We start from the raw sequence: 22,615 nt of genomic DNA on the forward strand, positions 1-22,615 counted from the left end.
GTTATCCGTTCTGTTCGTTCAGAGTCCGGCCCGTCCGCCCCGCAGGGGGTGGGCGGGCCGGACTGTCAGTGGCGTCCCCCACAATGGGATCCGACGATGGGAAGGGCGGTGACCCATGACCGTATGGGACGACCTGGTCGGACAGGACCGGGTGAGGGAACAGCTCGCCGCTGCCGCCAAGGACGCCGATGCGCTGGTCACGGCCGTCTCCGACAGGAAGCCGGTGGAGCAGGGCTCGAAGATGACCCATGCCTGGCTGTTCACCGGACCGCCGGGTTCCGGGCGCTCCACCGCCGCCCGGGCCTTCGCCGCCGCGCTCCAGTGCACCAGCCCGGACCGGGCGCTGGGCGGGGAGCCCGGCTGCGGGTTCTGCGACGGCTGCCACACGAGCCTGATCGGTACGCACGCCGACGTCCAGGTGATCCGCACGGACCTGCTCTCCATCGGTGTGAAGGAGACCCGCGACCTGGTCCGCAGGGCTCAGCTCTCCCCGGCGGTCGGCCGGTGGCAGGTCATCGTCATGGAGGACGCCGACCGTCTCACCGAAGGTGCGGGCAACGTGCTGCTGAAGGCGGTCGAGGAGCCCGCGCCGCGCACGGTGTGGATGCTGTGCGCCCCTTCGCTCGAAGACGTCCTGCCCACGATCCGTTCCCGCTGCCGCCACCTGACCCTGGGCACCCCGCCGGTGGAGGCCGTGGCGGACGTCCTGATCCGCCGCGACGGCGTCGATCCGGAGCGAGCGCACGCCGCGGCGCGGGCGACCCAGGGGCACATCGGCCGGGCGCGCCGTCTCGCCACGGACGAGCGGGCGCGGGCGCGGCGGGCGGCGGTGCTCAAGGTTCCGCTGCGCGTCGCCGACGTCGGCGGCTGCCTCAAGGCGGCCCAGGAGCTGATCGACACGGCCACCGACGACGCCAAGCAGATGGCGGAGGAGGTCGACGTCAAGGAGACCGAGGACCTCAAGGCGGCGCTCGGCGGGGTGGCCGGCGGCCGGATGCCGCGGGGCACGGCGGGGGCGATGAAGGAGCTGGAGGACAAGCAGAAGCGCCGCAAGACGCGGACGCAGCGCGACAGCCTGGATCTGGCGCTGACCGAGCTCACGGGGTTCTACCGCGATGTGCTGGCGCTCCAGCTCGGTTCGCGGATCGCCCTAGCCAATGTGGACGTGCAGGACTCCCTGGACCGGATCGCGGAGTCCTCGACGCCTGCGCAGACGCTGCGCAGGATCGAGGCGGTGATCGCGTGCCGGCGGGCGATGGACCGCAATGTGGCGCCGCTGCTGGCGGTGGAGGCGATGACGATGTCGCTGAGGGCGGGCTGAGACCGGGCTGGGGTCGGGGCGGGTCGGGTCGGCGGACAGGTCCTGCGGGATGCCTGTTCACCCGAATGAGCAGGGAATCGGACGACTCGTCACCCGGCGACTACGCTCCCAGGATGAACACCAGGCGCCTGCTCCGCACCTTCGCCATCGGGATCGGCACTGCCGGCCTGCTCGTCTCCGGATGCAGTGGAGGCGGCTCGTCGCCGAGCGCCTCCGCCACCGGCACGGCGGCCCCCGAGGGGCTGTCCTCGTACTACACGCAGAAGCTGAGCTGGCGCGACTGCGGGGTCGAGGGGTTCGAGTGCACGACGATGAAGGCTCCGAGGGACTACGACAAGCCGGACGACGGCGACATCGACCTCGCCGTCTCCCGTAAGAAGGCCACCGGCCCCGGAAAGCGGATCGGCTCGCTCCTGGTGAACCCGGGCGGCCCCGGCGGCTCCGCGATCGGCTACCTCCAGGGATACGCGGCACTCGGCTACCCGGCCCAGGTGCGGGCGCGCTATGACATGGTGGCCATCGACCCGCGGGGCGTGGCCCGCAGCGAGCCCGTGGAATGCCTCACGGGCAAGGAGATGGACGCCTTCACACAGGTGGACCAGACGCCGGACGACGACGCCGAGGTCGAGAAGCTCGGCACGGCGTTCGAGAAGTTCGCGCAGGGCTGCGAGAAGCGGTCCGGCGAGATCCTCCCGTACGTCTCGACCGTCGACACGGCCCGCGACATGGACGTCCTGCGGGCGCTGCTCGGCGACGAGAAGCTGCACTACGTGGGCGCGTCGTACGGGACGTTCCTGGGCGCCACGTACGCGGACCTCTTCCCGGAGCGCGCCGGGCGGCTGGTCCTGGACGGCGCTATGGACCCCTCCCTTACGGCCGTCGACATGAACCGCGACCAGACGGCGGGCTTCGAGGCGGCGTTCCAGTCCTTCGCCGCCGACTGCGTCAAGCAGCCGGACTGCCCGCTGGGCACGACGTCCACCGCCGACGCGGCGACCGCGCTGAAGCAGCTGTTCAAGGACCTGGACGCCAAGCCGATCCCGACCGGCGACGACCGCGAGCTGAGCGAGTCCCTGGCCACGACCGGGGTGATCGCCGCGATGTACGACGAGGCGGCCTGGCCGCAGCTCCGCGAGGCGCTGGGGGGCGCCCAGCGCAGCGACGGCTCCGGGCTCCTGTCGCTGGCCGACAGCTACTACGAGCGCGAGCCGAACGGGAAGTACGCGAACCTGATGTTCGCCAACGCCGCAGTCAACTGCCTCGACCTGCCGCCCGCCTTCGACAGCCCCGACGCGGTGGAGAAGGCGCTCCCGGACTTCGAGAAGTCGTCCCCGGTCTTCGGCCGCGGCTTCGCCTGGGCCTCCCTGAACTGCGCGTACTGGCCCACCAAGGCCACGGGCGCCCCGCAGCGCACCGAGGCGAAGGGCGCCGCCCCGATCGTGGTGGTCGGCACCACCCGCGACCCGGCGACCCCGTACAAGTGGTCCCAGTCCCTGGCCGGCCAGCTGTCCTCCGGCACCCTGCTCACCTACGAGGGCGACGGCCACACCGCGTACGGCCGCGGCAGCGACTGCATCGACACGGCGATCAACACCTACCTCCTGGAAGGCACAGCACCCACCAACGGCAAGAAGTGCACCTGACGCCCCTAGCCCCGCCTTGACCTGCGCAGACGCCCCCGGGGGCAACCGGTGCGGAGCACTCCCGGAAACTGTGTAGACTTGGCGTCGCTGCTGATCGCACCATAGTGCGACAGGGCGCGCCGCCTTAGCTCAGTTGGCCAGAGCAACGCACTCGTAATGCGTAGGTCTCGGGTTCGAATCCCGAAGGCGGCTCCGAAAGGACCCAGGACAGATAGCCTCTGACCTGGGTCTTTGTGCTTTTCATGATCCATTCTTCTGGGTGATGCGCCCTGCTTGGGCCTCATGATCGCCCCCGGTGGACAACCGGTGGACAGGCGTGCAGCGCGCGTGCAGAGCGGTGGACGGGCGGTCGATCCGGTGGCCTCTCCGAGGGGTAGGCGCTGGGGGGTGGACCCGCAGTCCTGTGGCCGCACCGGGTCCGACGCCGATGGGTGCGGTGGTGGGCTTGATCCGCCCGGACGATGGCGGGTGGATGCGTTGCAGCATGAGACCGCTTCAGGAGGCTTACTCTGGTGAAGGCAGTGGGTAGGGGGGAGGCATGGAGCAGGGGAAGGGGCCACTGGGGCGGGAGCTCGGCGGGCGGTATCGGATCACGCGCAACGTAGGATCCGGTGGGTTCGGCCGCGTCTGGGAGGCGTACGACGAGACGTTGGAACGCCGCGTGGCTGCAGAGTCCGTGGGGCGGGACCGCCTCACAGCGGTGGAAGCGCGACAGTTCGCCCGGGCGTTCGCTGCACTGGACCATCCGAACATCGTCACCGTGTACGACCTCGTCGAAGAGGACGGAATGGTGTGGCTGATCAGGCCGCTCATCTCCGGTCCATCGCTGGTGACGTACCTTTCCGAGCACGGGCCGATGTCCAGCGAGCAGGCGCAAGACGTCGCGCGGTCGCTGCTTGACGCCCTGGCCGCGCTACACGAGGTCGGAGTTGTTCACGGGGATGTACGGCCCACCAAAGTCCGTATGTCCGGCAGCGGATGGGTGCTGATGCCGTCCCTCGGTGCACCGGCACGGGAGGACCCCTTCGATACCGGCGATGGCCGGATGGAGGCCGCCGCGGAATACACCGCCCCTGAACTGGTGCACGGTGCCCAGCTAATGCCGAGCAGCGACCTGTTCTCGCTGGGGGTGACACTCTGCCTTCTGGTCACGGGACGCTCGCCGTTCCGGCGGGGGAGCACGGGGGCAACCTTGGCAGCGTTAACCAGAGATCAACCGCCGTCACTCGAACACCTCGGTGAGTTCGGATATCTGATCTATGACCTGCTGGACAAGGACCCTCAGCGACGTCTCACGGCGGCCAACGCCCGGCTGAGACTCGACAGCCCACCACGGGGTGGGGCACCCATGGCGCCCTCGCCAGCGATGCCGATGCCTGGCTCAGCGGCCAGGAGAAGCGCCATGGGTCTCACAAGATCGCTTCTGCTGGTCCTCTTGATACTTGCAACGGCTCTGGTCTGGGCTGTGCCGCGGGCCCACGTTTCCTCGGCCGACGTCTCGAACCTACTTGTGGCAGTGCTGCCCTGGGCAGTGTTCTGCTTCGGCCTCTGTGTCCTAGTTCTCCAGGCACGCACTGCACTGACACGCAGCCGCGGACCAGCTGACGAGCCGCTCTCCGTTTGGCGCAGCTACACGCGATCGCTTGCGCCACCCGCTCGGTGGACCAGCGAGGAACGGGAACAGCGTCGCGCTTCCGCCGAACAAGCTGTGGACGAGATGCTGTTGAGAATCGATCAGAGGGTGGCCTCCGCGGCACCCGGCCCGGGTGAGGGCAGGGGGATCAACTGATGTCTGACCAGGACACACCACCCGCCGGTACGCCCGCCTGGACGATGCCCTCCTTTCTCGAGGCCGACGAGGCACGCAAGTGGCAGGAGATCGATCCAAGTCACCTGGCTTGGCGGCGTGATCTCGTGGAGCGCCAACTTCACCGGGAACGCGTCGACCAGTGGGTGGGATACGGCTTCCGCCTGCTCGAGCACGTGATCGTTTTGGGATTCGGTGTTGCCTTCATCTGGCTGGGGTTCTACGCCATCAACCACAAGGCGTCGATGCAGGTCGTACCGATGATCGGCGGAGGAGTGGCAGGGCTCGCCGGAGCAGTCCTTGCGGTGAGAAACCGGCGTGAGTGAGCCACCGCCTGAAAGCTTCTGCACGCGGTCAGGACACTGACCAGGAAGGACAGCCCACCGGCTCACGAGCAACACGCACCGCGCCTGGACGGAGCTGAACGCCGAGGAGGCAATCTGCCTCGGCGTTCAGCTCTGCGGATCACTATGAGCCTGAAGCGAGCGGCCCCTCGACAGCAGCGCCAGAGGGGCACGGGCCTGGCAAGACCTACCTCGACGGGCAGTTCAACGACCCCGTGGGCCAGGGCATCGAGGCCGTGCGCCCGCTTCGCCACGAGATCCGGCAACGAGTGCAGACACCAATCGCCGAGACCCGCACCGCTGACCTGAACCATTCCGCCCTTCAACGCATGACCCCCAAGGCTGGGCATTCGTCACGTTCGAACATCCCGCTGTACCAACAACAGCCATGAGGACGGCTCCTTAGCGAAGACGAGTCAGCGGTTCCGGGAGAACGCGATACGCGGGTCGACGGGCCGGCCAGCAACTCCGGAGGCAGTGGCGGTGGGAACCGACGCCTTGTCCCGGAGACCCGAGCGGGCGGGGCCGGCCGCGAGTGCGGGGGCGGTGCGGTGCAGATCGTCGTTGCCGCCGCCGTCGCTGGCCCAGTGAATGAACTTGTACGTCGCGTCGGGCAGAGCAACACCAAGATCATGACGACGAGACCGGCCAGTGCGTCGGAGAGAGCGGCCATGCCGTCCTGGGAGTCGGCCTTGCCCATCGCCGAGACGCCGATGAGGAAGACCACGGTCATCAGGAGCTTGGAGCCGACGAGCGTTGCGGTGGCCTCGATCCAGCCGCGACGCCAGCGTTTCGCCACCTCCCAGCCGCCGCCTGCCCCGGCGAAGACCGCCAGGGAGACGAGGATCAGCACGTCGACCTTCCGCGCGACCATCACGCACCAGTACATGAACGCGCCGATGGCACAGCCGAAGGCGACCAAGGACGGAACACCCCAGCCCAGGCCGTACACCGCTCCGAGTTGCTGCACGTTGATGATGCGGCGGATGGCATCGTCCACCGAGGTGTTCGCGGCTTGGAACAGACTGTCGGACAGCACGTCGACGATCGTGACCACGACGGACATGAAGGCGACGGCGCAGAAGCTGGGCCGCCTGAACGAGTTCTCCGCACGGCTTGAACCGAACACGTCTGTCCCAGCCGTTCGCGAGTTCCGCGAGCGTCTCAAGGCATTGCCCGTCACTACCTGACGCTGGTAAGCCCCGTACGCCGAGAGCCAGGCCGCCCACGGAAGCAGGCGTCGGGAGTGTCACGATGGGCAGCATGACGGTGATCGGCGGTGAGGTCGCGACCGGTTTCGAACCGGTGCGTGAGGCGTTCGCGGAGAACTTCGCCAGGCACGGAGACATCGGCGCGGCGGTGTGCGTGTACCGGAATGGCCACCCGGTAGTGGATTTGTGGGGCGGCATCGCAGACCCCCGCACCGGCCGACCATGGACGCGTGACACCCTGCAGCTCGTCTACTCGGCGACCAAGGGAGCGACCGCGACCGCCGTACACCTGCTGGCCCAGCGCGGCGAGCTGGACCTGGACGCGCCCGTCGCCACGTACTGGCCGGAGTTCGCCGCGAACGGCAAGGCGGACATCCCGGTGCGCTGGCTCCTGTCCCACCAGGCCGGCTTGGTCGCGCTGGATCAACCGGTCCCGTTGAACGACGCTTTGGCCTGGCACCCGATGACAGCGGCTCTGGCAGCACAACAACCTGTGTGGACTCCGGGTACCGCTCATGGGTATCACGGCCGCACCTGGGGCTGGTTTGTCGGTGAGGTGATCCGCCGAGTCTCCGGCCGCACGCCGGGCCGCTGCTTCGCTGACGAGATCGCTACCCCGCTGGGCCTCGACTTCTTCATCGGGCTGCCGGCGCATGAACGCGAACGGGTCAGCCACATGGTGCACAGCAAGCCCGCTGTGGACCTTACGACTGTGGCTCCGGAGCTTGTCCCTGAGGAACTCCGTGATCAGGTCGCCGCCTGGAGCGACCCGGACTCGTTCAGCAACAGGGCGTACATGGTGACCGACCCTGCCGCGATCGACTTCAACTCCCCCGAGGTGCAGGCCGCGGAACTCCCAGCTTCCAACGGCATCGGCACCGCGCGTGGGCTGGCCCGTATGTACGCGGCCTTGATCGGCGAGGTGGACGGCACTCGTCTGCTCACCCCCGAAACCCTCACTCTGGCGACCAATGAGCAGGCAGCCGGAAGGGATCAAGTGCTGGTGGCGCCAAGCCGGTTCAGCTCCGGATACCAACTGCCCACCGAGGACAACCCCATGACAGGGCCGAACGCCTTCGGCCACAACGGCCGAGGCGGCTCCCTGGCCTTTGCTGATCCGGATCGCGGCGTTGCCTTTGGCTACGTGATGAACCACATCGTCAGTGGTGGCCATGACCTGCGTGCCGGAGCTCTGATCGATGCAGTAATCACGTCGCTGGAGTGATGAGAGCTCAGCTGTTTCGGCGCGGAGGTAGCCACTGACCTCGTGCAGGCCCTGTGGGCCGGAGGGCAGTCGCTGATTGGTGCCGATGCCGTGCTGTGCGCTGCCGGCACGGACGATTGGCTGACCTGCCGCGTCTGTCGGCGCCGAACGTCCGTGGAGTGCCGGAGACTTAGTCGACCGGTACCCGGTCCAGATACGCGCCGTTGCCCTTTGCTCCGAGCGGCGGTCTACCGCGCTCCTCGCTCTGGGGGCGATCTCCAGCCAAGTCGAGGTCTTCCGGAGACACGCCGTGTCCGTCATCCCAGACCTCGATGGAGCTTGCCCCTAACTGCAGGGCCACGACGAAGCGGATCGCGGCGAGGCTCACATCGATGTCGTGGGCGTTCTCTACCGGCTCGGTGAGCGCGACAGGCTCGATGCTGATCAGCTCCTCGCCCAACGCATTCATGAGACAGGCCCGAGGCCGCAGATAGGCATTTGGCGCTCTCGAAGCCCCACACCTCACTCCTTGGCCACCTATCGGACCGCTATGTAACTGTTGATGGTGGAGTGTGACGAGTCACGACCGAGTCAGTCTCATGACCGGCCGGACAGCTCCTAGCAGCACGAAGGCGGGTTCCTGTCGGCACAGGTCCATGCAGGGGTGCATGTTCTGTAACCTCGGGGCATCATCGCCGCGGACGGCGGGCAGGGTGGACGCTGAGGTACAGAGGGTGACAGAGGGTGGCAGTGAGTGCGGTCGAGCAGGTATTTTTGGAGTGCGAGCGCGCTCGGGCGAACGGTGACTTGATTCAGCGGGTCTCCGCCAGCGACAAGGAGTACCACTTTCAGAATTGGGTGCAGGCTCGCATAGAGGCATGCCGGCTTTCGTACGATGATCCTGGTCGGAACACCTATCCGGACTTTCGGCTGATCCATCACCCGGAAGGGTACGAGGTCAAGGGGCTGGAGTTTCCTGGCCGCGAGGCGGACTACGACTCAAACTCCCAGGTGCCCACCGGCAACCACAGCGGGCGTGAGGTTTTCTACGTGTTCGGTCGCTACCCGAAGGCGGAGCGCGGCGTCGAGGAGTACCCAGTTGTAGATCTGGTGGTGTGCCACGGCAGCTTCCTCAATGCCGATAGCGAGTACATTCACAAGAACAAGTCGTTCCGTGGCTTCGGCTCGTACGGAGACATCCTGGTCCGCGACCGCAAAATGTACGTCGTGCTAACGCCGTTCGCGCTGGCTTCCGGAACCGCAGGGCTCGCGACCCTGATCGTGCCTACTGAATTCGAGCCGCAGTCGGATGCTCTTGTCCAGGTGGGTGAACTTGATCGGACCGAGGTTGACGACGTCATTGTGTCGTACGAGTTCAACCTTCAAACCAATGAGATGGTGACGCATAAGGCACCGAATCTCCATGCCGGTAAGGTCCACAGTTTCCGAGCATATCGCTCGCGCGGTGCGGGCGACTCCAAGCCGGTTTCCCTCGCGAGAGGTCGACTGTGACGGTCGTGGTGCCGCCACGTACCAGCCTGGAGTCAAACTTTCCGGCAGCGATGCTGAGCGGCGTCGGCACGAAGGAATCCTGGCGCAAGGAAGTGCACCGTCCAGCCACCAGCACGCACAAGTGGTGGGCGAAGCGTCTCGGCACCGTATTCCGGGGGATCATCACGTCGGCGACGACGCCTGATGGAGCCGATGCTGTGGGAGCTTACGGATCGTCGCTCGATCTGGCGGGAGCCATTGTGCTCGACCCGTTCTCCGGGTCAGGTGTGACCGGCGTAGAAGCCCTCAAACTCGGGGCCAAAGCTGTTTGCTTCGACATCAATCCTGTGGCAACGCTCGTTCAGCGCCAAGCTATTCAACCGTGGGATCTCGGGTCTCTGGAAGCCGCCTACAAGGAGGTCGAGTCAGCCTGTCGATCCGAGGTTGACCGCCTCCACTGTGCAGAGGACGGGAGGACTGTTCTCTACTACTTTTGGGTCGCGACCCTCGGGTGCCCCGAGTGTTCCGAAGAAGTTCGTTTGTTCGACTCGCCGGTTTTCTCTAAGAATGCTTACCCGAAGCGAGTGCCCAGAGCACAAATTGTTTGTCCCGAGTGTCTCTCCGTTAAGGAGAGTCGGTATGACTTCGTCACTGAGGCGTGTTCGAATGGTCACGTAATTACGCAGCGCGGTGCAGTGCGGGGCCAGTTGGCGACATGCGGGAACGGTCACAGCTTCAAGGTTCTCAGTGCCCTGAACGGATCGCCGCCGGTATACGAGATGTATGCCAAGATGGTAGCCAACTCGGACGGATCGAAGAGCTATGAAGCCATCACCGACTGGGACCGGGAACTCTACGACGAGTGTGTAGCGGCGCTCGCAGGGCTATCGCAGTCTGCCGTGCTTCCACGGGGTCGGCTCGCTCCAGGCAATAATACTGGCCAAGCTCTGAAGTGGAACTTCCGGGAGTGGCGCGACTTCTTCAACGCGCGTCAGCTGGTTTCTCTCTCGCTGATTGCGACGGCGATTCGTGACCTTACTGGATCAGCGTCCGAACGCGAAGCGCTGTGTGCCCTGTTTTCAGGAACGCTTGAATTCAATAACCTGTTCACGTCGTTCAAGGGTGAGGGGACAGGGGCTGTCCGGCATATGTTCAGCCATCACATCCTCAAACCGGAGCGGACTCCACTGGAGGCGCACCCCTGGGGCACGTCGCAGTCCTCCGGCGCGTTTTCCACTCTCTTCAAGAGTCGTCTGCGGCGTGCCCACGAGTACAAGAGGCAACCTGTAGACCTCGTTGACCAGGGTGCAGGGATCGAGCGGATCTCCGGAGTGTCACAGCCGGTGGGCGCGAGCATTGCGGACTCGTGGGAGTCTTTCGTCTCGATCAAAGGGCAGGCAGCCTACGTCGCCACCAGGGACTCGGCGCAGATGGATATCCCAGACGGGTCAGTTGACCTAGTCATTACTGATCCGCCCTACATGGACAATGTCCACTACGCGGAGCTCGCGGACTTCTTTCATGCTTGGCTCCAGCACATGCAGCCGTACATCGGCTATTCCGAAGCGACGACGACCCGTCGAGTGGGCGAGGTCCAGCATGCTGACCCGGTTGAATTCGGGAAGGCAATCGAGGCCGTGTGGACCGAGTCGGCGCGAGTCCTGAAACCGGGTGGTCTGCTGGCCTTCACCTTCCACCAGGCTCGGATCAGCGGATGGGTGCAGGTGGTTGAGTCGCTACGCCGCTCTGGGTGGATCGTGATGGCCGTGCAACCGGTGAAAGGTGAGATGACGACCAGCGTCGTCAAGGCGGGGGCCCGTGAACCCTCTAATCTCGATAGCGTTGTGGTGTGCCGCCGAGCCGTGGACGGAGCCACGAATCCACATTCTTCGGTGGAGGAAGCCCTGGAAACTGCCACAAGGGAGCTAACAGACCTGAGAGATGCGCAGGTCGATGTGGGGGCAGGCGACGTCAGGTCAGTTATTCGCGGTGCGCTTCTGGCCTACCTCGCGTCCACGGGCGTAGAACTAGATGATTCAGTCGCCGCGCAAGTGGACTCCCTGGCAACAGACAGCATGGCGAAGCTGCTTGGGTCCGGTTCGGGCAGCGGAGGCCGCTAGCGGGGCGCGGCAGTGTCGATGTAGCGCAGTACGCCTCACCAGGGGTTCTTTGATGCCTGTGGCCCAGCCGATGTCTGCGGCGAGTCGTTGTCTGCGGCGAGTCGCCGGCAAGCGGCAAGCGGCACGGTCGAGGCGGCGGGTCCCTTCCGCTTCCGGACCGGAAAGGTGTTTGGCGGCGAGCGCCTTACGCCTCCGGCGTGCCGTCCGCTGCGATCCGGCGGAAGCCGGCGTACGGGAAGAGTGATTCGGGCAGGAGGATCGAGCCGTCCTGCTGTTGGCCCTGCTCCAGGAGGGCGGCCAGGGTGCGGCCGATGGGGAGGCCGGAGCCGTTGAGGGTGGCGACGAGCTGGGGTTTGCCGTCCTTGCCTCGGGTACGGATGTTCGCCCGACGCGCCTGGAAGGTGCCGAAGTTGGAGACCGAGGAGATCTCGCGGTACGTGTTCTGGCTCGGGATCCAGACCTCGATGTCGTACGTGAGCTGGGCGGAGAACCCCGTGTCGCCCGCGGGCAGCTTGATGACCCGGTAGGCGAGGCCGAGTTCTTCGAGGCACGCCTCGGCGTGGCCGACCATGTTCTCCAGCTCGGCGTCGGCGTCGGCCGGGTCGACGATCCGGACGATCTCGACCTTCGCGAACTGGTGCTGGCGGATCAGGCCCCGGGTGTCGCGGCCGTACGAGCCGGCCTCGGACCGGAAGCACGGGGTGTGCGCGGTGAACGCGAGCGGCAGCTCGGCGGGCGGGATGATCTCGTCGGCGTAGAGGTTGGTGAGCGGGACCTCGGCAGTCGGGATGAGGAAAAGCTCGCGGTCGGCGACGCCGGTCCTGAACAGGTCCTCCTCGAACTTCGGGAGCTGCCCGGTGCCGGTCATGGTCTTACGGGTGACCAGGTAGGGGACCGCGTACTCGGTGTAGCCGTGGCGGCGCGTGTGGATGTCCAGGAACAGCGTGGCCAGCGCCCGCTCCAGGGCCGCGCCCGCACCGCGGGAGACCGCGAAGCGCGGGCCCGACAGCTTCGTCGCCCGGGCGAAGTCCAGGATGCCCGTGGCCTCGCCGAGGTCGACGTGGTCCTTCGGAGCGAACGGGAAGGCAGGCGGTGTGCCGACCCGCCGCACCTCGGTGGCGAACTTCTCGGAGTCGCCGTCGGGGGCCGAGTCGTCCGGCAGGTTCGGGATGCTCAGGAGCAGGTCGCGCAGCGAGGTCTCGATCTCCTCCTGGCCGGCCTCGATCTCGCGGATCCGGTCCTTCAGCTCACGGGCGCGCTCCTTGAGCTGGGTGATGTCGCCGCCCTGCCTGGCCGTCTGCTGGACCTCGCTCGCCACCCGCTTGGACTCCGCCCGCAGCTCGTCGGCCGCGCGGATGTTCTGGTTGCGCCGGGAGTGGAGGGACTCCAGCGCGGACAGGTCCAGGGTGTAACCGCGACGAGCGAGCCGACGAACCGCTTCGGCACCCATGTCGATCAAGGCGCGGGCATCATGCATGAGGAAGATCCTTCTGGCCGAATCTTGCTGAATCTTGCTGAGTGGCAGGTGAGACCGGGGGGTGGGGCGGGTGGCAGGAGGTGGGAGGCGGTAAGCGGGAGAGTGCTCGTGGGGCGTGGGTGAGGGGTGAGGGGTGCGGGTGTGGGGTCGACCGTAGCAACCGCTGAGCCGTCCTCGTTCCGGAATATTCCTCGGTCTCCCCGCAGTCCCCGGCGGCGATGGGGGTGGACCGCCGCGATGGGGGCGGGAGAGGGGATCGGTGTGCGGGGAGTGCCCGTGCATAACCTCGTGAATAACCTGTGGAGTCGTTGTCGTAGGGGCCGCTTATGCTGCACCGGGAGATCACGCGGGACCTGGGGAGGGCGCGGCATGCTCGGCAAGTTGTTCGGCAGGGGCGGGGAGAGACCGGCGGAGGATCCGCACGCCCTGCCGGCCCCGCGTAAGCGGAAGAACGGGACGTACACGCTGCGCGCCCTGGGGGATCAGCGAGTGCTCACGCTGGTCGAGGCGGCCGACGCCGGGGACTGGGACGGGGTCAAGGCCGCGCTGGGGCCCTTCGATCTCGGGCGTGATCACCAAGTGCTCGGCGAGCTCGCCGAGCTGGACGGTCTGGAGGAGTGGATCGGCCGGGCCGTGGAGGAGGACGCGGAGCACCGGGCGCTGGCCCTGCTGATCTCCGGGGCCCGGTACGTCAACTGGGGGTGGGAGGCGCGCACCTCCGCACGGGCCGCCGATGTCACCCAGGAGCAGTGGCGGGTCTTCGGTGAGCGGCTCGCCCTTGCTGAGGAACAGCTCCTGGCCGCCGCCGAGTTGGAGCCCGATTGGGTCACCCCGTGGCGTCGGCTCCTCACCTCCGGGCGGGGGCTGTCGCTCGGGGAGGACGTCAATCGGGTCCGGTTCGACGCCGCTCTGCGCCGGGACCCGCTGGACCTGGAGGTCCACATCGACTGGCTTTCGCAGTTGCAGCCCCGGTGGAGCGGTGAGCCGGGGCAGGCTCTGGCGTTCGCCCGTGACGCGTTCGCCCGTGCTCCGCAGGGGCACCGGCTCGGCTGTGTGATCGCCTACGCCCATATCGAGGAGTGGGTCGAGTCCGACGATGAGGACTGCCTGGTCTCCGCCGACATTCAGGCGGAGTTGCGGGGTGCGGCCGACCACAGCATCCTGCACCCCGCCCACGTGCGGCGTCCGGGGTGGCAGCACGACTTCAACGCGTTCGCCATGGCCCTGTCGCTGGCCGGTGAGCAGCACACGGTCCGGCGTGTCTTCCATGCGCTCGACGGTGCTTACACCAGCTGGCCCTGGACCTATCTCGCGGACCCGGAAGAGCAGTTCGCCCGTCGTCACCGTCGCGCCTGAGCGTCCGGTGATGGAAATGCCCGAGTGCGTGGGTGCATGGGTGCATAGGTGCATCGGCGTGTACGTGCGTGGGTTCGTACGTGCGTGGGTGCCCGAGTGCCTGAGCTCGTGAGCCTGCGAGTCCGTGACCCAATGAGTTCGTGAGTCCGTGAGCCAGTGAGTTCGTGAGCCCGTGAGTCCCTGTTCCTCGCCGCCGTGTCTGAGTCCTGTCCCTATCGTCACGCCGCCTGTCGGCCCTGCCCCTCGGACTGCCCGATGACCCTCCCCTCTGCCGTGTCCCCGCCCCCGGACGGCGCCGACCGCGCCTTCCAGGTGGATCTGCGCGGCCTCGTCGATCTTCTCTCCCATCACCTCTACTCCAGCCCCCGCGTCTATCTGCGCGAACTCCTCCAGAACGCGGTGGACGCGCTGACCGCCCGGCGCGGCCTCGAACCCGACGCCCCCGCCGACGCCTTCGGGATCAGGCTCTTCGCGGACGGGTCCGTCGTACGCGTCGAAGACGACGGCGTCGGGCTCAGCGAGGCCGACGTCCACACCTTCCTCGCCACCATCGGGCGCAGCAGCAAGCGCGCCGAGAAGATCGCCGAGCAACGCGGCGATTTCATCGGGCAGTTCGGGATCGGACTGCTGTCGTGCTTCCTCGTCGCGGATGAGATCCATGTGCTCAGCCGCTCCGCCCGGACCCCCGACGCGCCCACCGTGGAGTGGCGGGGGCACGGCGACGGCAGCTACAGCGTCCGGACTCTGCCCGCCTCTGCCAGGACCCGGCCCGGCACCACGGTCACGCTGACTCCGCGCGCCGATACGGGTGAGTGGACCCGGCCCGCCCAGGTCCACGCGCTGGGACGGCACTTCGGGTCCCTGCTGCGCCACCCGGTGACCTTCGACGACGGCACGGGCGGGCGCGGCGTCTCCGTGAACCCCGAGCCCGCGCCCTGGGCCCGTACGTATCCGACCCCGGGCGCACGTTCGCGCGCGCTGGCGGCGTACGGGGAAGAGGTCTTCGGGTTCGCGCCGCTCGACGCCATCGAGCTGGACCTGCCGGCCGTGGGCCTGAAGGGCATCGCGTGCGTGCTGCCCGAGGCGGTGCCGGCCGGGCGGCGCCACGGCCACCGGGTGCACGTCAAGGGCATGCTGCTGTCCGAGCAGGCCGACGAGATCCTGCCGGAGTGGGCCTTCTTCGTCCGCTGCGTCATCGACGCCGAGAGTCTGCGCCCGACCGCGTCCCGCGAGTCCCTGTACGAGGACGACACGCTCGCGGCCGTACGCGACGCCCTCGCCGAGCGGCTGCGCGCGTGGATCGCCCGGGCCGCCGCCAGCGACCCGGATCTGCTCGGCCGGTTCCTCCAGACCCACCACCTGGCCGTGAAGTCGCTCGCGGTGCACGACGACGAGATCCTGCGGCTGCTGCTGCCCTGGCTGCCGTTCGAGACGACGGACGGGCACTCCACCCTCGACGAGTTCGCCCGCACCCACCGCACCGTGCTCGTGACGTCGAGCGTGGAGGAGTTCCGGCAGGTCGCGGCGATCGCCTCGGCCGCCGGGCTCGGCGTCGTCAACGGCGGCTACACCTACGACCGGGAACTGGTCCACCGGCTGCCCGAGATCAGGCCCGAGGTCAGCGTCGCCGACCTCGACCCGGCCACCCTCACCGCCCACCTCGACCCCGTCGACCGGGAGACGGAACTCGCCGCCGCGGCCTACCTCGGCCTGGCCCGCGACGCCCTCGCCGTCTTCGACTGCGATGTCGCGCTGCGTACGTTCCACCCCGCCTCCGCGCCCGCTCTGCTCGTCGACAGCCGCGAGGCCCGGCACGAGCGCACCCGCTCCCAGCTCGCCCGCGAGCAGGAGGGCGGCCTGTGGGGCGACATCCTCGGCGCGCTGCGCCAGGAGGCCCCGCGGGCCCAGCTCATCCTCAACCAGCTCAACCCGCTGGTGCGCACCGCCGTGGCCATCGACGAGCCCGAGTTGGCCCGCACCAGTGCCGAAGCCCTGTACGGGCAGGCCGCGTTGCTCTCCCGGCGTCCGCTCCGGCCCGCCGAGTCGAGCCTCATCAACCGCTCCTTCCTCGACCTTCTCGCCCACGCCCTCCGCAAGGACGGCTGAGGGCAGCTAAGGACAGCCGACCATGCCCACCGCACCCCACCCGCAGAACACCGACGAGCTGTTCCGGGCACTCCAGGAGAACGGCCGGCTTCCCTACGGCCGCACCCGCACCGTCACCGCCGAGGAACTCGTCGACGCCGCCGAGCGGTTCGACGAGCCCGTGCCGCTGATCCACGCGCTCCTCGGACTCCAGGAGGCGTACACGTACGGCTCCGATCCCCGGAAGTCGCCCGTCGTCTTCGCCCGGCTGCTCACCCTCTTCGACGAGCGGCCCGACGTCTTCGACGGCCGCGTGCGCCACCAGCTGTTCTGGCGGTTCAAGTGGGTGGCCAACGCCCTGCGCGCGCTGCCGGAGATTCCCACGGCCAGCCTGCGCCAGTGGCTGGGGGAGATGCGTGACCGGTACGAGAAGGAGGGCCTGGGCCTCCAGCCGTACTACGGGCAGACCTACCAGCTCGCCGCCCACACGGGTGAGGACACCACTCTCGCCTACGAGTTGTGGGCCAGCCGCCGCCGGACCCCGTACAGCGACTGCGAGGCGTGCGAGACCTGTGAGCGGGCCCTGTACCACCTCGCCGCGGGCGACGACGAGCGCGCGCTCGACGGCTGGGCGCCCGTCCTGGCCGGGAAGGAGTCCTGCCAGGAGGAGCCGGCGCGCTCCGTCTCGTACGCGCTGCTGCCCCTGCTGCGCACCGGCCGCGCCGACCGGGCCCGCGAGCTGCACCTCGCCGGGTACCGTGCGTGCCGCCGCAACCCGTCGATGGCCGGCGAGGTGGGCCGGCACCTGGAGTTCTGCGCGCTGACCGGCAACGAGGCGCGGGGGCTGGAACTGCTCGCCGAGAACCGGAACCTGCTCGACGAGGTGGACTCGCCGCTGGACCAGCTCGACTTCCTCACCGGTGTGGAGGTGCTGCTGAGGCGTGTCGAGAGCCTCGGCCACGGTGAGCTGCCCGTGTCCGGGTACGCGGGGCGCGCCTGGACCGTGGCCGGGTTGAGTGCCGAGGTACGGGGCCGGGGCGACGGCCTCGCCGCCCGCTTCGACACCCGTAACGGAACCACGGCCCACTCCGACCGCCGCCGGGCCCGTCTCGACCGCGCCCCGCTGCTCGAAGCGTTGGAACTGACCCTGCGCAGCCGGGCTTTGGGGGACGCGAACGGCTCGGGTGGCCTGCTTGACGCGGGTGTGGTGGGGGTGGTGGATGCCTCGGGCGCCGCGTCTGCCTCGGATGTGTCGAGTGTGTCGGATGTGGCGGGCGCCGTGGGTGACTCGGGTGTTCCGGGTGGCGCGGCTGCCGCCCGGGCCGCCGTCTCCGTACCCGAGTCGCTGCCCGAACTCATCCTGCACGCACGGGCCTTGGACGAGCAAGGACACCCGGGCGCGCGGGACTGCTGGGCGCGGCTGCGTACGCTCGTCGCCGCTCGCGACTACGCCCATCCCGACGACCCGGCTGTCGGCCCGTTCGTCCGCCTGTGCGCGGACCTGCTCACCGATGAGGCGACCCGGGCGGGCGAACTGGACGAGTTCGCCGTCGCCGCCGGTCTCTTCGAGGAGGCCGCGGGGCTGTACGGGGACGGGGAGGCGGCGGGTGAGGCGGTGGTCGCCCAGGCCCGTGCCGTGCTCGCCGCCGCCGAGATCCCGGTGGAAGGGGACGCCGACGCGGCCGGGGCGAAGGCCGCCGCTCTGACGGCCGCCCATGCGTCCCTGGTCCGCCTGCACGAGGAGGCGTCCGGCCTCGCCCCGTACCAGGAGGCCCGTCTGCTGCGGCTGCGGGCGAGCGCGCTCGGCGTACGCCTCCAGACGTCGGGGAGCGAAGCGCACGTCGCGCCGGTCCTCGCGGAGGTGGACCAGTTGCGGGCGTTCGCCGTCCGGCACGACCTCGCCGGACAGCTCGCCGGGGCCATGCTGCTGCGGGCCGGCACGTACGCGCTCTCCGGCGATCTGCCGGCCGCGGTCACCGAGGTCGACGCCCTTCTCGACCGGCTGAAGTCGCACGGCCCCGCCTGGCATCTGCCCCGTACGCTCGGACTGCGCGGCAGGCTCCGACTCGGCCTGAGAGACGCGCAGTCCGCGCACAAGGATCTCGCCGAGGGCCTGCGCCTGGCCGCCGCCTGGCCGGCCGGGCAGGTCGGCGCCGCCCGCCTCCACGGTGATCTGGCCGAGGCGTGCCTCCACCTCGGCCGCGAGGACGAGGCGCTGCGGCATCTGACGCGTTCGGCGGAGCTGGACCTGCGGGGCGGCAGCCGCACGGACGCGTTCTGCGCGTACAGCAACGCGGCACAGCTCTGCCTCGATCTGGGCCACATCGAGGACTGCATCGCCCTGCTCGACTCGCTTCTGACCGAACCGGACGTCGTGGCAGGCGAGTTGGATGACAGGCTGGTCGCCCAGCTGCGGCTGATCCGCGCCCGCGCGCTGCTCGCGGGGGAGGACCTGAAGGCCGCCACGGCGGAGTTCGTGGCCCTCGCGGCTGAGTCGGCCGGCTGGGACGACGACCCGGGCAGCCACGCCATGATCGCCGCGGAGACGGCTGTGGTGCTCGGGGAGTCCGGAGAGTTCGGCCGGGCTCGCGAAGCCGTGGACCGGGCGCTCGCCGCCCATGCCCGCGCCCCGCGCTACGAGCTGCTCAGCAACTGCCTGCGGGAGCTCGCCCGCCTCCAGGCCCAGCAGCAGGGGCCGGACGGCCTGGCCGACGCCCTCGCGCTCCTCGCCGACGCCGGGCGGATCGCCGGGGAGGCCCGTGCCGTGGAGTACGAGGCGGCCGGCCGGTCGCTGGACACCGCGCTGGCCTACGAGCACGGGCGGGTCTATGCGTACGTCGGGGAGTACGAGGACGCGCTCATCGCCCTGGACAAGGCCCTTGCCCTGCTCGATGGGGCGGGTGTGGGGGCCGGGGCCGAGGGTGACGAGGGTCGGGTGGGCGAGTGGGCCGAGTGCGTTCGTCTGGCGGGGGCCGTGGAGGGCGTCTACCTGGAACGAACCGCTCCCGCGCTCGTCCGGCTCGACCAGGCGGTTTCCCGTCTGACGGGCCTCGGTCGCACGGAGGAGGCCCAGCCGCTGATCTCCCTGGCTGCTCAGTTGCGCGATGAGGGGTGATGAGGAGTGATGAGGGGCGAGCAGGGGGTGAGGGGGTGAGGGGGCCGGGAATGCCCCTTGCCTGTGGTATTGGTCTAGTCCAGACTGAGCCATGACTGGCCATGACTAGTGCTGACTGGCCCTGATTGGCCGGAGTGAGCTTCTGCGGAGTCGGCCGCGCACGGCCCGCAGGGCTGCCCCGGTCATGATCGGCAGGTCGCGGTGATCGGACGGTCATCGATGGCCATGGGTGGCCATTGGTTGCTGTTGACGGTTGCTACTGACGGCCATCAGTGGCCATCAGTGGCCATGGGGCGGTCATCGGGTGGTCATCGGATGGAGGGGGATGCCATGTCGGTGTCGATGTCGGAGTCGGAGTCGGAGGAGGACGGTTCGGGGGGCGCCGGGCCGGAGTGCGTGGCAGCGGCCACCGGGCTGCCCCGGGGAGGCGCGGGCGAGCGGAGCCCGTTCGGCTCCCGGCTCCAGGCGTTCCGCAGGCGGGCCGGGCTGAGCCAGGAAGTGGCCGCGGCACGGGCCGGGATCAGCACCAGGGCGCTGCGCGACATCGAACGCGACCGGGTCCGGCGGCCCCAGTCCCGCACCCTCCAACGCCTGGCCGATGCGCTCGGGCTGGGCGATGCCGAGCTGGCGGACCTGGTGGCCGCCGCCCGCACCGGGCCACCGCGCGGCGCAGGCCGGCCGCGCCTGCTGATCCTCGGCCCGCTCGCCCTCCAGCGCGACGGGGCCCCGGTCCCGGTCACCAGCCCCATGCTGCGCCGCCTCCTCGGGCTGCTGGCGCTCAAGCACCCCGAGCCCGCCACCCAGCAGGAGATCACCGACACCCTCTGGCCGGCCGGGCCGCCCGGCTCCCATCAGAGCCTGGTCCACACCTACGTCAGCCAGGTCCGCCGACTGCTGGAACCGGGCGGCCCGGACGCCGGCCCGAGGGCCGGTGTGCGGACCGGCATGGGGACTGGTCCGACGACCGGCGTGCGGAGCGGTTTCGGGGCCGGTCCGAGGGCCGGGCTGCGGGCCGGCCCGCAGCCGACCGTCGCCCGGACCCCCACCGGCTACCTGCTGGAGGCGTCCCGGAGCCAGTTCGACCTCGGCCACTTCGACGAACTGCTGGACCGGGCGGAGCGCCTGCACCGCGCGCCGGACCCGGAGGCCGCGTACGCGTCGCTGACGCAGGCCCTGCGGTGGTGGAGGGGGCCCGTGCTGGCGGACGCGGACCCGGTGCTGAGCAGGCATCCGGCCGCGGTAGTGGCCAACGAGCGGCGGGTCAGGGCGGTGCTGCTGCACGCGGACACGGCCCTGCTGCTGCGCCGCCCCGAGGAGGCCGTCCCGGTGCTGTGGGACATGGTGAACGCCGAGCCGCTGCATGAGGGCCTTCATGCCCGGCTGATCCTCGCCCTCGCCAGTTGCGGGGAGCAGGCGGCCGCGCTCAACGTGTTCAGCCGCCTGCGCGACCGGCTCGACGGGGACCTGGGCATCGCACCCAGCGCGGAGGTCCGCGACGCCCACCTGCGGGTGCTGCGCCAGCAACTTCCCCTGCCGCAGCAGCAACTTCCGCTGCCGCAGCAGCAACTGCCCGTCGTGGGCGCGCAACTGCCCTCTGCGCAGCGGCATCCGGCTCCCGCGCGAGAGCAACAGCGCCTTGAGGGACCGGCATCGGCCGACCGCACGCCGCTCACCACCCCGTCACCGCAACCGCATCCGCAACCACCACTGTCACCAGCCCAGTTGCCCGCGAGGGCAGGCGTCTACGTCGGGCGGCAACGGCAGTTGGAGGTGCTGGACGTCCTCGTCTCGGCCGATCCGGCGCGGCGCGCGCGGATGGTGGCGGTGGTCGGTGCGCCCGGAGTCGGCAAGACCGCCCTCGCCACGCACTGGGCGCACACGCGGCGCGAACACTTCGAGGACGGGCAGCTGTTCGTCGATCTGCGCGGCCATTCCCCGCTTCCGGCCCTGCGTCCCGGCGACGTCCTCGCGCAGTTCCTCCGCGCCCTGGGCGTCCCGACCGGCCGGCTGCCCGCGGACGTGGACGAGGCCGCAGCGCTGTACCGTACGTTGCTCGCCGACCGGCGCATGCTGATCGTGCTGGACAACGTACGCGATGCCGAGCAGGTCAGGCCGCTCATCCCGGGCGCCCAGGGCTGTGCGGTGGTGATCACCAGCCGCAGCCAGCTCGCCGGGCTGGTCTCGAACGACGGCGCCCGCAGGATCGGCCTGGACGTGCTCGATCCGGACGAGGCCCGCCGGCTGCTGGGCACCATCATCGGCGAGTGCCGGGTCGCGGCCGAGGAAGAGGCGGCCCGCAGTCTCGTACGGGTGTGCGGCGGCCTGCCGCTGGCCATCCGGATCGCCGGCGCCAACATGGTGGCCCGCACCGGCGGCATCGCCGACCACTGCGCCGGGAGGGCGGGCGACGAGATACTGAACTGGCTGCACATCGAGGGGGACCGGCGCTCGACCGTACGGTCCGCCTTCGGCCTCTCCTACGGTGTCCTCCCGCCCCCGGCCCAGCGCATGTTCCGCCTCCTCAGCCTGACGCCCGGCCCGGACCTCTCCGCCGACGCCGCCGCCGCGCTGGCGGGCTCGACCCCGGCCGAAGCGGCCGCCCTGCTGGTGACCCTCGCGGACGCCCACCTGGTCCGGGAGGGGGCGGTCGGCCGGTTCGGGCTGCACGACCTGCTGCGCACCTACGCCCGCGGGCTGGCCGGCGAGGAGGAGGCGCACGCCGCCCGGCAGCGGCTCTTCGACTGGTACCTCCACCGCACCGAAGCGGCGGTCCGGCTGCTCCACCCGGCGGAGCTCCCGGCTGCCCCGGCTGCCCTGGCCTTCCCGGTCCGCCCCGCGTTTCCGGCGATTCCGGCGTTTCCGGACCGTGTGCAGGCCGTTCGGTGGCTGGACAGCGAGCGGGAGAACCTGGCCGGCGCCGTCCTCCAAGCGGCCGGCACCGGGTTCACCACCACCGCCTGGCGGCTGGCGGAGAGCCTGCACCGGCACCTCTCGGCGGGGTCGTACACGGGGGACCGCCTCAAGGCCGCGACCGCCGGGCTGTTCGTCGCCGTGGCCGATGGCGAGCTGCGGTCGTACGCCGCCGACGCGCAGGCCCTGGAACTGTTCGGGGGCGCACTGGATCTCGCGCGGCGGTCCGGCTGGCTCGACGGCCAGACGCTGGCGCTCCGCCGCCTCGCCCGGTGCGGTAGTGGGGTGGGCCCCGCCGACGACGTCACCAACCTGGGGTTGACCTGCTGAGATGTTGACCCGCTGACCCGCTGACCCGCTGAGATGTTGATCCGTTGATCCGTTGATCTGCTGAGGGGCGGGCCGGCTGAGGAGCGGGCTTGCCTTCACCGGTCGGGCGGCCGGGCGGTCGGGCGGCAGGACAACTGCTCCGGCAGTTGCACCAGTTCTGCCGGTTCTCGCGGGCCTGTCGGGGGCGGCCGGAAGAACCGC

General features: G+C 69.4%; 13 protein-coding genes, 1 tRNA gene and 1 pseudogene. 12 read left to right on the forward strand and 3 right to left on the reverse strand.

The features are described 5' to 3' along the window. The first annotated feature begins 115 nt into the window (after positions 1-115). From ACLJPL_RS06065 to ACLJPL_RS06085, 5 genes are all read left to right on the forward strand, one after another. A complete protein-coding gene (locus ACLJPL_RS06065; protein ID WP_411079642.1) occupies positions 116-1,321 on the forward strand; it encodes a DNA polymerase III subunit delta' in 1,206 nt (401 codons plus the stop codon). 113 nt (positions 1,322-1,434) lie between these two features. Further along, the gene (locus ACLJPL_RS06070; RefSeq protein ID WP_411079643.1) at positions 1,435-2,964 is read left to right on the forward strand and encodes an alpha/beta hydrolase; all 1,530 of its coding nucleotides are present in this window, start codon (positions 1,435-1,437) and stop codon (positions 2,962-2,964) included. A gap of 118 nt (positions 2,965-3,082) precedes the next feature. Further along, positions 3,083-3,156 (forward strand) — tRNA-Thr (locus tag ACLJPL_RS06075). A 346-nt stretch (positions 3,157-3,502) separates the two neighbouring features. Further along, positions 3,503-4,753 (forward strand): serine/threonine-protein kinase, encoded by a 1,251-nt coding sequence (locus ACLJPL_RS06080; protein WP_411079644.1) that lies wholly within the window; start codon positions 3,503-3,505, stop codon positions 4,751-4,753. After that, positions 4,753-5,097, forward strand: a complete 345-nt coding sequence (locus ACLJPL_RS06085) for a hypothetical protein (protein ID WP_411079645.1) — start codon at positions 4,753-4,755, stop codon at positions 5,095-5,097. Before ACLJPL_RS06080 ends, ACLJPL_RS06085 begins: the two co-directional genes overlap by 1 nt. 530 nt (positions 5,098-5,627) lie before the next feature. On the opposite strand, the pseudogene ACLJPL_RS06090 reads toward ACLJPL_RS06085, so the two are convergent. Continuing rightward, a pseudogene (locus ACLJPL_RS06090) lies at positions 5,628-6,202 on the reverse strand (ATP-binding protein); the annotation flags it as partial. Between the two features lie 176 nt (positions 6,203-6,378). On the opposite strand from ACLJPL_RS06090, the gene ACLJPL_RS06095 reads away from it, so the two are divergent. Beyond that, on the forward strand, positions 6,379-7,551 hold the full coding sequence (locus ACLJPL_RS06095; RefSeq protein WP_411079646.1) for a serine hydrolase domain-containing protein: 1,173 nt from the start codon (positions 6,379-6,381) through the stop codon (positions 7,549-7,551). 169 nt (positions 7,552-7,720) lie between these two features. On the opposite strand, the gene ACLJPL_RS06100 is transcribed toward ACLJPL_RS06095, so the two are convergent. Continuing rightward, the gene (locus ACLJPL_RS06100) at positions 7,721-7,990 is read right to left on the reverse strand and encodes a hypothetical protein (RefSeq protein WP_411079647.1); all 270 of its coding nucleotides are present in this window, start codon (positions 7,988-7,990) and stop codon (positions 7,721-7,723) included. 290 nt (positions 7,991-8,280) lie between these two features. Here ACLJPL_RS06100 and ACLJPL_RS06105 point away from each other — a divergent pair, with 290 nt between their 5' ends. Both ACLJPL_RS06105 and ACLJPL_RS06110 read left to right on the forward strand, forming a co-directional pair. Then, positions 8,281-9,042, forward strand: coding sequence for a hypothetical protein (locus ACLJPL_RS06105; RefSeq protein ID WP_411079648.1), 762 nt, complete (start codon positions 8,281-8,283; stop codon positions 9,040-9,042). Next, positions 9,039-11,141 carry a DNA methyltransferase gene (locus ACLJPL_RS06110; RefSeq protein WP_411079649.1) on the forward strand — a complete coding sequence of 701 codons (2,103 nt, stop codon included), beginning with the start codon at positions 9,039-9,041 and terminating at the stop codon, positions 11,139-11,141. The genes ACLJPL_RS06105 and ACLJPL_RS06110 overlap by 4 nt, the downstream gene beginning before the upstream one ends. A 184-nt stretch (positions 11,142-11,325) precedes the next feature. On the opposite strand, the gene serS is transcribed toward ACLJPL_RS06110, so the two are convergent. Further along, the gene (gene serS, locus ACLJPL_RS06115; protein ID WP_411079650.1) at positions 11,326-12,618 is read right to left on the reverse strand and encodes a serine--tRNA ligase; all 1,293 of its coding nucleotides are present in this window, start codon (positions 12,616-12,618) and stop codon (positions 11,326-11,328) included. A 369-nt stretch (positions 12,619-12,987) separates the two neighbouring features. On the opposite strand from serS, the gene ACLJPL_RS06120 reads away from it, so the two are divergent. The 4 genes from ACLJPL_RS06120 to ACLJPL_RS06135 all read left to right on the forward strand — a co-directional run bounded on the left by ACLJPL_RS06120 (position 12,988) and on the right by ACLJPL_RS06135 (position 22,414). Continuing rightward, positions 12,988-13,974, forward strand: coding sequence for a hypothetical protein (locus ACLJPL_RS06120; RefSeq protein WP_411079651.1), 987 nt, complete (start codon positions 12,988-12,990; stop codon positions 13,972-13,974). Between the two features lie 255 nt (positions 13,975-14,229). Then, entirely contained in the window at positions 14,230-16,080 is a 1,851-nt protein-coding gene (locus tag ACLJPL_RS06125) for an HSP90 family protein (protein ID WP_411079652.1), read from the forward strand. Positions 16,081-16,102: 22 nt separating this feature from the next. Next, positions 16,103-19,174, forward strand: coding sequence for a hypothetical protein (locus tag ACLJPL_RS06130; RefSeq protein WP_411079653.1), 3,072 nt, complete (start codon positions 16,103-16,105; stop codon positions 19,172-19,174). A 330-nt stretch (positions 19,175-19,504) separates the two neighbouring features. Beyond that, positions 19,505-22,414 (forward strand): BTAD domain-containing putative transcriptional regulator, encoded by a 2,910-nt coding sequence (locus ACLJPL_RS06135; RefSeq protein ID WP_411079654.1) that lies wholly within the window; start codon positions 19,505-19,507, stop codon positions 22,412-22,414. Positions 22,415-22,615: the final 201 nt, after the last annotated feature.

It is taken from the genome of Streptomyces sp. cmx-18-6, from assembly GCF_046548915.1.
Classification (GTDB): Bacteria; Actinomycetota; Actinomycetes; order Streptomycetales; family Streptomycetaceae; genus Streptomyces.